The sequence below is a fragment of the Bradyrhizobium iriomotense genome (assembly GCF_030160715.1).
Lineage (GTDB): Bacteria > Pseudomonadota > Alphaproteobacteria > Rhizobiales > Xanthobacteraceae > Bradyrhizobium > Bradyrhizobium iriomotense.
In genome coordinates this window covers 1-9,764 of sequence record NZ_BSOW01000074.1, presented here as the reverse complement: position 1 = coordinate 9,764, position 9,764 = coordinate 1, and the positions used below count along the sequence as shown (strand labels likewise).

At 63.9% G+C, this 9,764-nt stretch carries 8 protein-coding genes and 1 pseudogene; 4 read left to right on the top strand and 5 right to left on the bottom strand.

Annotation, left to right across the window (positions count from 1 at the left end):
- Nucleotides 1–180 precede the first annotated feature (180 nt).
- From QQL28_RS44840 to QQL28_RS44830, 3 genes are read right to left on the bottom strand one after another with little or no spacing between them, the layout of a single operon-like run.
- Nucleotides 181–576, bottom strand: a complete 396-nt coding sequence (locus tag QQL28_RS44840; RefSeq protein WP_284276222.1) for a cupin domain-containing protein — start codon at nt 574–576, stop codon at nt 181–183.
- 11 nt (nt 577–587) lie between these two features.
- On the bottom strand, nt 588–1,292 hold the full coding sequence (locus tag QQL28_RS44835; protein ID WP_284276220.1) for an SDR family oxidoreductase: 705 nt from the start codon (nt 1,290–1,292) through the stop codon (nt 588–590).
- Nucleotides 1,293–1,336: 44 nt separating this feature from the next.
- Complete coding sequence (locus tag QQL28_RS44830) at nt 1,337–3,136, bottom strand: thiamine pyrophosphate-binding protein (protein ID WP_284276217.1); 1,800 nt, start codon at nt 3,134–3,136, stop codon at nt 1,337–1,339.
- 227 nt (nt 3,137–3,363) lie between these two features.
- On the opposite strand from QQL28_RS44830, the gene QQL28_RS44825 reads away from it, so the two are divergent.
- The 4 genes from QQL28_RS44825 to QQL28_RS44810 all read left to right on the top strand — a co-directional run bounded on the left by QQL28_RS44825 (nt 3,364) and on the right by QQL28_RS44810 (nt 9,102).
- On the top strand, nt 3,364–4,275 hold the full coding sequence (locus QQL28_RS44825) for an IclR family transcriptional regulator (protein ID WP_284276215.1): 912 nt from the start codon (nt 3,364–3,366) through the stop codon (nt 4,273–4,275).
- A gap of 141 nt (nt 4,276–4,416) precedes the next feature.
- The gene (locus QQL28_RS44820) at nt 4,417–5,661 is read left to right on the top strand and encodes an ABC transporter substrate-binding protein (RefSeq protein ID WP_284276213.1); all 1,245 of its coding nucleotides are present in this window, start codon (nt 4,417–4,419) and stop codon (nt 5,659–5,661) included.
- Between the two features lie 28 nt (nt 5,662–5,689).
- Entirely contained in the window at nt 5,690–6,565 is an 876-nt protein-coding gene (locus QQL28_RS44815; RefSeq protein ID WP_284276211.1) for a branched-chain amino acid ABC transporter permease, read from the top strand.
- Entirely contained in the window at nt 6,562–9,102 is a 2,541-nt protein-coding gene (locus QQL28_RS44810) for a branched-chain amino acid ABC transporter ATP-binding protein/permease (protein WP_284276209.1), read from the top strand. The genes QQL28_RS44815 and QQL28_RS44810 overlap by 4 nt, the downstream gene beginning before the upstream one ends.
- On the opposite strand, the gene QQL28_RS44805 is transcribed toward QQL28_RS44810, so the two are convergent.
- Both QQL28_RS44805 and QQL28_RS44800 read right to left on the bottom strand, forming a co-directional pair.
- Entirely contained in the window at nt 9,075–9,362 is a 288-nt protein-coding gene (locus tag QQL28_RS44805; protein ID WP_284276207.1) for an enolase-like domain-containing protein, read from the bottom strand. The genes QQL28_RS44810 and QQL28_RS44805 overlap by 28 nt on opposite strands.
- Before the next feature lie 256 nt (nt 9,363–9,618).
- Nucleotides 9,619–9,764 (bottom strand): annotated as a pseudogene (locus QQL28_RS44800) (IS630 family transposase); the annotation flags it as partial.

Below are 9,764 nucleotides of genomic sequence, written 5' to 3'. Positions count from 1 at the left end.
CACCTTGCGATCTTTCCTCGAAAGGCGGACTTCTCTTGCTTCGGGTATCATCCCGACCTTGAATCACGACTCACGATCTAAGAAAAGTGGGTACTAGGAAGATCAAGGAGAATCAAAGATGGTTCGCTTTGTGTCAACGGTAGCCTTGCTGGGCGAAGGCCCGTCCGGTTCCGGATGCGTTCACTCCCTGTTGTCAGATTGGCTCTCACCGTCGGTAACGGGCGAGGTAACTACTAGAAATACCAAGTCCGTTAGGCCCGAATTCGAGATTGCGTGCTCGACGCCGGGCGGCAGGAAGATCACGTCGTGCTTGCGTACGACGTGATTCTTACCCGCGATCTCCATCAGCCCTTCCCCGTCGAGCACGTGATAGACCTGCTCCTGCACCTTGTGGTGATGCCGCGCCACATAGGCCATCGGCTGGTACATCGAGATGCGATAATCGATGCGGCGCGAGCCCGCGGTCTCCGGCATCACCAGCGGCTTCGACAGCGCGCCGCCAAAATGATTGGGGAATTCGCGCCAGGGCACTTCGGCGATGTTGCGAATGAAGGCGCCGTTGCTCTCTTCGACCATTCCAATGCTCCCTAGTTCACCAGTGCTCCGCCGTCGATATAGACGATCGAGCCCGTGGCAAAACCGTTGCTCATGAAGCTCGCAATCTGCTGGGCGATGTCTTCCGCCATGCCGACGCGGCCAACCGGCAGTGCAGCCGCCGTCTTGGCCAGCATCTCCTTCCGGGCCGCCTCCGGCATCGCAGCCCGGATCGGGGTGTCGATCACCCCCGGCGAGACCGCGTTGACGCGCACCGGCGCAAGGTCGAGAGCCAGCGCACGGGCCAGCGACTCCAGCGCGCCATTGGCCGCGCCGATGATCGCCGAGTTCGGCCGCGGCCGGACGCTTAAAAAACCGGTCACCAGCGTCAGCGAACCGCCGGGCCGAATCTCAGCCTCGCGCGCGACGCGCCAGGCTCCCCAGAATTTTCCTTCCATCGTGGCGCGAGCATCCTCCATTGCAACCGTCTTGAATGGCCCGGTGCGAAGCTGCGCCGCCGTCAGCACGACATGATCGACGGGACCCACGTGGCGGAACAGCGCCGCGACGCTATCGTCGTTAGTGACATCGGTCGGGACCGCCGTCACCTTCAGCCGCTCAGCGACCGGATCGAGCTTCGCAGCACTGCGCGAGGCGATGATGACCTCGGCGCCTTGCGCCTTAGCTAGCTCCGCCGTGGCGAGGCCGATGCCAGAGGAGCCGCCGATCACGACGATTTTCTTGCCTGCGAGCGTCATTCCCATCTCGCGATATTCTTGTTAATTGCTTCTGCGAACCGCGATCAGCCCGGCTGGAAGCGCGTGCCGATGCCGGCCTTGCTCTGGCCAAGGCCCGGCAATTCCCAGACGCCGGCGCCGGAGGGATTGACGTCGGCAGCAATGTCGACGTCGATCAGGTATGGCCTGTTGGCGGCAATGCCCTTGCGGATCGCCTCGCCAAGATCGCCGGCGCGATCGACCCGCACGCCTTCGACGCCGCACGAGCGCGCCATCGCAGCGAAATCCGGATTGTAGCGCTCGCCCGTCTCGGGGTGCTTGAAGTCGGTCGCAAGCGCGCGCCCGCCGAGATAGCCGCGCTGAAGCCCGCGGATCGAGGCATAGGCGTAATTGTTCCAGACCACCCAGACCACGGGCAGATTGTACTCGACCGCCGTCCCCAGCACGTTGGCATGCATGAAGAAGGCGCCGTCGCCGCAGACCGACACGCAGGGGCGGTCGGGTGCGGCGAACTTCGCGCCCATCACGCCGGCAACACCAAAGCCCATCGGGCCAAACCCCATCGAGCCGATCAGCGAATCCGGTCGCTTCGGCTTGCAGAAGCCGAGCAGCCAATTGTGGTGCACGCCGATGTCGGACACGAGGATGGCATCTTCCGGCAGCGCCTTGTCGATCTCGGAGGCCGCGCGCTGCGGATTAATCGGCGTGGTATCGTCGGAGAAGCCGGGCGCGACGAACTTGTCCCACTCCTTGCGATAGCCGTCGATCTGCGCCAGCCACTTTTTACGCGCATCCGATTTCCTGAACAGATTGTCGCGGCGATCGAGCTCGGCATGCACCTGCCGCAGGAAGGTGCGGACGTCCGCCATCAAGCCGAGTGCGACGGGATAGTTGCGGCCGATCTCTTCAGGGTCGATGTCGACGTGGATCAACCGCGTCGGCGGGATCGTGAAGGAATAGCCAGGAATCCACGAGCTCGAGGTGCGGTCGTCGAAACGAACGCCGAGCGCGAGCAGCACGTCGGCCTGTCGCGTCGCGTGATTGGCTTGATAGTGTCCCGCACGCGCGACGAGGCCGAGCGCGAGCGGATGATTGACGTCGAGCGCACCGAGGCCGCTTGCGGATGCCGCTACCGGAATCTGCAGCCGCTCGGCAAGCTTCCGTAACTCCTCCGTCGCGCCGCCATAGCGCACGCCCTGCCCGACCAGCATCACCGGCCGCTCAGCCGCAAGCAGCAAGTCGACGGCCTTCTCGACACCTTCCGGATCGGCGCCGCAGCGGCTCGAGATATTGGCGCTCCACTCCGCAGCCTTCGGCGCCTCCTCGGCCGCCGCCTCCATGAACACGTCGAAGGGCACGTCGATCACGACAGGCCCCGGCCGTCCCGTGACCATGGTCTTCCAGGCCTGCCGCATCGCGAGCGGCACCATCTCACCCCGCGTCGGCTGGAACACCTTCTTGCACATCGTGCGCACCGTGGACGGAAAGTCGGCCTGATAGTGCCGGTACATTTCCTGGAACGCACCGCGGTTGAACTGGCTGGTCGGCACATTGCCGGTGATGGCCATGAACGGCACGGAATCGAGATAGGCGTTGGCGAGCGAGATCGGCAGATTCGCCGAGCCCGGCCCGCAAGACGTGAAGGTCGCGGTCGGCCTGCCGGAGACGCGGTAGTAAACGTCGGCCATGAAGCCGGCGACGCTCTCGTGATGGACGGAGATCGTCTTGATTTCGGAGGAGCGCTCGTAGAGCGCATCGATGAACTGGATGTTGCCGTGGCCGCAAAGCCCGAACACCTGCGGCACCTTCTCCTGGATCAAGTAATCGACAATGACCTGGGCGCCATTGAGCATGTTTTTCGACATCAACCGGTCTCCCTCTCGGCCCGTCGACTTCTTCTGTACCGATGCGGAGAACGCGGCCGGTCATCATGGGCCGCAGGGAGCTTATTTCTCATAATGCTGTACGTCAATTTATATTGTGGTAGGCTTTGGCTTAAGGAAACGCGAAGCTCCGCGCCAACGGCTGCGCTGGTTGCGTGCTACTGTCGCAGATGCGGAGCCATGACGACTCACCAGAGGGAGCCCAGTCCTTGAGATCGCGTACCAAGCCGACCACCGGCGAGAAGCCTGCAAGCCCGCGCAAGGCCGCGATAGCCAAACTGGTCCCCGCACCCAAGGCGGATGGCGACGACGAGGCCGAGGACAAGCAGCGCGGCGGCGGTGTTCAATCGCTCGGGCGCGCCTTCTCGATCCTCGAAGAGGTGGCGCGCCATCGCGAAGGAATTGGACTTGCGGAGCTGAGCAAGCTAGTCGGCCTGCACAACTCGACCACGTTTCATCTGGCCAAGACGCTGGTCTCGCTCGGCTACCTCCGCCAGGAGAAGGACAACAAGCGCTACCGCATAGGCCGACCGCTGTTCGCCCTGGCGGCATCCGCGCTCGACGAAATCGAGATGGTCAATGTCGCGACGCCCGTACTGGAGGAGCTGTCGCGCCAGACCGGCGAAAGCAGCCATTTTGCCGTGCGGATGGGCGATGCCGTTGTCGTCATCGCCCGCACCAGCGGCCCCGGCGCGTTCCAATTGACCGATCGCGTCGGCGTGGTGCGGCCTGCCCATTGCACCGCTCTCGGCAAGATCATTCTGGCCTCGCTTCGCCCCGAGCAGCTCAAGCGGTTCATCGATCGCGTGGAACTGAAGCCGTCGACGCCCAAATCCATCAGCGATGTCGGTGCGCTGATGCGCGAGATTGCCGAGGTGCAGCGTACCGGCGTTGCCTTCGACGACGGTGAGTTCAATCCGGAAGTGCGCTGTGTCGCGGTGCCCGTGACCGATTTCACCGGGCAAGTGATCGGCGCGCTCGGCATTTCCGGCCCGATCTGGCGCCTCTCCAACCAGGCGCTGCACGCCGGCGCGCAGGTCGTGCAGGCCGCCGCCGACCGCCTGTCGGCCGAGTTCGGTGCCAAGGACCGGGCGCACAAGGCGCTCACGCAGAGAGCCTGAGCCGAAGCCCAAGCGGCGATTTTGCCGGTTGACACCGGCAATGGCGTTCGGGATTATCCTCCAGTATTAGAAAACGCTATCTCACAATACCGGATACTCGGTTTGAAGGGAGGCACGCGATTCACCCGGGAGGAGACAGAGATGATCCGCTACCCACGACGGACGTTGTTACGTGCGGGCGCAGCCTTTGCTGGCGCAGCCGCGCTCGGGTTTCCCGCGATCGTCAGGGCCCAGGCCGACAAGATCCGGATCGGGCACCTGACGCCACTCACCGGCTTTCTCGGTGTGATCGGCAGCTATGCGCAACTGGGAGCGAAGCTCGCAGCCGAAGAGATCAACGCCTCAGGCGGTATTCTGGGCAAGCAGATCGACCTGCTCTCGGAGGACTCGATCAATCCGGCGACCGCGGCGACCAAGGCGCAGCGCATGCTGGAGCAGGACGGCGCGGTGGTGCTGCTCGGCGAAATCTCCTCGGCGTCCTCGCTCACGATCATGCAGGTCGCCGAGCGCAACAAGAAGGTGTTTTTCTCCACCGGCGCGCGTTCGGACGCGCTGCGCGGCAAGAGCTGCAACAAATACTCGTTCCACTGCGACATCCCGAACACCGTGATGGTGAACGCGGTCGGCACCGCGCTGGAGCAGAAAGGCATGGTGAAGGGCAAGAAGTTCTTCACGCTGACGGCCGACTACATTTTTGGCCATGACCTGCTGAAGGCCGCGAAGGTGTTCTTCGGCGCGCATGATGCCAATTTGATCGGCGACGAACTGATCGCGACTGATGTCACTGACTTCAGCCCCTATCTCCTGAAAGTGCGGCAGGCAAAACCTGACGTGGTCTGCTGCAATCTCGCCGGCAATCAAGTGACAAATCTCGTCAAGCAATATGCCGAGTTCGGCTTCCCTTATCCGCTGGTTGGATTCAACCTCAACACCGGCGATGCCTGGGCCGCGGGCGCGGGCAATCTCAGCGGCACCTGGCCGACGGTCTGGTATCATACGCTGGCCAATCCGACCTCGCAGGCTTTCGTCGCGGCCTTCACGAAGAAATACGGCAAGCCGCCGGAGAACCACGCCTGGATCGACTACGTCACGTTAAAGCTGCTGGCGGAAGCGATCAACACCACCAAGTCGACCGACAGCGGCGAGCTGATCGCCTATTTCGAGAAGCAGGCGCAGTTCGACATCGGCAAAGCGCGCAAGGCCTACTTCCGCTCCTGGGATCATCAGCTGGTGCAAGAAGCCTATCCATTCACGGTCAAGCCAAAGGACCAGATGAAGGACCAGTGGGACATGCTGGTGCTGGGCGATGTGGTGCCGGCAGCGAACGATCCGCTGGAGACGATCTACCCGACCAAAGAGCAGAACCCCTGCGAGATGAAGGCCTGACGCCCGCACCCGCCAAGGCGCACGCAACATGCAGTTCGAGTTCTTGCTGGAACAGGTAGTGAATGGCCTCGTGCTCGGAGGCTATTACCTGCTCGTCGCGCTCGGACTGTCGCTGATCTTTTCCGTCGGCGGCATCGTCAATCTCGCGCATGGCGCCTTCTATGCGCTCGGCGCTTATATCTGCGTCGAGCTGACCAGCCGCCTCGGCTTCGGCCCGTCGGTGGTGATCTCGCCGCTTGCCGTGGCGCTGCTCGGCATCCTGTTCGAGCGCTTCATCCTGCGCCGCTTCTACACGGCCGATCCGATCCTCAGCCTGCTCGTGACCTTCGGGCTTGCGATGGTCGCCGAGCAGGCGATCCGCATGATCTGGGGCGCGGCACCGGTCTCGACCGAGATCCCGCAGAGTTTTCGCGGTTCGGTGATCGTCGGCGACTTCCTGTTCTCGCGCTATCGCCTGCTGATCCTCGGCGTGGTCGCGCTCGTGATGGTCGGGATCTGGCTGCTGCTGCACAAGACCTCGTTCGGACGCGTGGTCCGCGCCGGCATCCAGCGGCCGGACATGGTCGCGGCGCTCGGCATTCGCCTGCAGCCTCACATGACCGCGGTCGTGATGCTCGGCGTCGGCCTCGCCGCGCTCGGTGGCGCGTTCTTCGCACCGATCACAACCGTACATCCCGCTATGGGCGCCGACATCATGACCATCGCCTTCGTCGTAGTCGTGATCGGCGGCCTCGGCAGCTTCTGGGGCGTGGTCATCGCCGCCCTCCTCGTCGGCGTCGTGCGCGGCATCGCCATTCACTTCGAGCCCGCGGCAGGTGAAGCCTCGATCTACATCCTGATGTTCGTGGTGCTGCTGGTGCGCCCACGCGGCCTGCTCGGCGAACGCATCGAGAAGTTCGAATGAGGAATGCCTCGACCATCGACCGGCTGAGGCCGCTATTGATCGCAGGCGTTGCGGTCATCGCATTACCATTCCTGCTGCGCGCGCTCGGCCTCTCGCTCAACACCGGCACGTGGATGCTGGGGCTCGCCATCGCGGCGATGGGGCTCAATCTCTGCATCGGCACTACCGGTCTTGTCTCCTTCGGCCACAGCACCTGGTTCGGCATCGGCGCCTATGCGGCGGGGCTGATCCAACTTCGTTTCTTTCCCGGCGAGATCTGGCTGCCGCTGCTGGGATCGATGCTCGTCGTCGCGATCGCCTCAAGCGTGACCGGCATGCTGATCCTGCGCCGGCGCGGCGTGTACTTCTCGCTGCTGACCTTGGCGCTTGCAGCCCTCGTCTACACCACCGCCTTCCGCTGGACGAGCCTCACCGGCGGTGAGGACGGACTCGGCGGACTGAAGCGCGGAGGCATCGGCGCCTTCAGCTTCGACAGTGCGCTCAACTATTACATCGTGGTCGCGGTCATCGGCCTCGCCGTGCTCTATGTGCTGATGCGTCTGGTGCGCTCACCGTTCGGGCATGTGCTGGTGGCGATCCGCGAAAACCAGCTGCGCGCGAGCTTTCAGGGCTATCCGGTCGAACGCTACAAGCTCGCGGTGTTCGTGATCTCGGCCGTCGTCACGGGACTGGCCGGCGCGCTGATCGCCTTCCTGAATTATCTCGTCTCGGCCGAAGCCGTCTCGGTGCCGTTCGCCGGCGAGCTCTTGGCGATGGTCGTCATCGGCGGCATGCGCAGCCTGCTCGGTCCCGCGCTCGGCGCGGTGTTCTTCATCCTGTTCCGCGAGCTGTTCTCGATCTGGACGTCGGACTGGCTGTTCTGGTTTGGCCTCACCTTCGTGGCCTTCGTGATGTATTCGCCCGGCGGCCTCGTCGGCATCGGTTCGCGGGTCATGCGCCGCTTCCGTCCGCCCGCGGAGGAGACGGCCGCGATGAGCCGGCGCAAGATCTATGACGGCTTGCCGCTGCCCGGCTTTTTGCGGCCGGAGGCGCTGAAGGGCACGGTGCTGGAAGTCAGCAATGTGTCGCGAAAATTCGGGGGCATCCGCGCGGTAGAGAATGCCAGCCTCAAGGTCGCTGCCGGCGAGATCCATGCGTTGATCGGGCCTAACGGCGCCGGCAAGACCACACTGTTCAATCTGGTCTCCGGCCTCTACGCGCCAGACCATGGCACGATCCGCCTGCAGGGCCGCGACATCGCCGGCGTGCCGGCGAACGCGATCTGCCATCAGGGGCTGGCGCGCTCGTTCCAGATCACCAATCTGTTCCGCGGGCTCTCGATCTACGAGAACCTCCGCCTGTCGCTGCAGGCGCGACGGGCGATGCGGTTCAACGTCTGGAACGATATCGACGCCTACAAGGACATCCACGCCGAGACCGCCGCGCTGGTCAAATTCCTCGGGCTCGAAGGCATCGAGGAGATCGAGGGCGGCGAGCTTTCCTATGGCGGGCAGCGGCTGGTCGATCTCGGCATTGCGCTCGGATCAAAACCGCAGGTGCTGTTGCTCGACGAGCCGCTCGCGGGCCTTGCCGCGGCCGAACGCGAGCGCGTATCCAATCTGGTCAAGAACATCGCGTCCAACATTCCCGTTCTGATCGTCGAGCACGACATCGACCGCGTGCTCGGCTTCTCGCAGACGGTCACCGTGATGAACCAGGGCGCGGTGCTGATGTCCGACTGCCCCGGCGCCGTGCGAGCCGATCTGCGGGTACAGGAGATCTATACCGGCAAGGGCATTCCCGCCGTCGAGCGTCGACGCAGCGACGCGGCGGACGGCACACATGAGATCGTACTGCGGCTCGACAGCGTCAACACTTTTTACGGCAAGAGCCACATCCTCAATGACGCCGCGCTCGACGTGCGCGAGGGCGAGATCGTGGCGCTGCTCGGCCGCAACGGCGCGGGCAAGTCGACGCTGCTGAAGACCATCGCGGGTCTGGTGCCGGCGGCCTCGGGCAGCATCACCTATCGCGGCGATGATATCGCAGGCGTCGCCGCGCCCGACATCGCCCGCCGCGGCATCGGCTATGTGCCGCAGGGCCGCGGGCTGTTCGCCGGCATGACGGTGCGCGAAAACCTCGCGCTTGGTCGCCTCGCCCGCAAGACCGACGGCAGCGATGGCGTGGTCTGGGACGACGAGCAGATCCTACAATACTTCCCGCGCCTGAAGGAGCGGATGAACGTCGCGGCCGACTATCTCTCCGGCGGCGAGCAGCAGACGGTCGCGGTGGCGCGTGCGATGTCCGGCAATGTGCGCCTGCTGCTGCTGGACGAGCCGTTCGAGGGCCTCGCGCCGGCAGTGACGCTGGAGCTGTTCAAAGTGTTTGATGCACTCCGCCGCCACATGTCGATCGTGATCGTCGAGCACAATCTCGATCTCGTACTCGCGCTCGCCGACCGCGTCTTCGCGCTGGAGCGCGGCGCCGTGTTCCACCAAGGCACCGCTGCGCCGCTGCTCAACGATCTGAGCTACCGCAAGCAAATCCTGTGGCTGTAGCGCAAACTCCTCGTTTTCCCTTGAGTCTGGCGCATATCGAACCCCACCTTCAAATTCACCGCGCGGTAGCTACGCATGAGCGCGACTTCGGCCGTCTTCGCGGTACCGACCGGATTGGTGGCGCTTTCATTGACATTGATCCCACCCGACCGTCCACCGAGAAGCCGCCACAGAGGCAGCCGCTTCCGGCGGGCATGCAGATCCCACAGCGCAAGGTCAATTCCCACGATACCTGCGCAAACGAACCGCACTCGCCGCATTGAAGGGCTAGCACCTCGGCGCCCTTGGTCAGGGCCTCGAAGGCCTGAGCGGGATGATGGAAGCTACGCCCAACGAGGTCGGGTGCGAGCACCTCATTGATGCGTCGGGCGCGGTGCTCCGCACCCGGGGGCGTAAAAATGCGACCAGGCCGCACCCCTTCCCTCGACGCCGTCTTCGTCGACGGCGCGAACGACGGCGGCGCTACGGTTGAGCATTTTGACGAACGACGTCAACAACGGCTAAAGCGTGATGGCATTAAGTTCGATAGCCTGAATTTTTGAGGTAGTTGGCGCATTCCTCGGAGGTGAAGGCATCGAGTGCGTGGCCGATTGCGGCGCAGACCGCGTCGACGGTTCGCGCGGCGGCTTTGCGGACGAGGTGCTTGAGCTTGGCAAAGACCT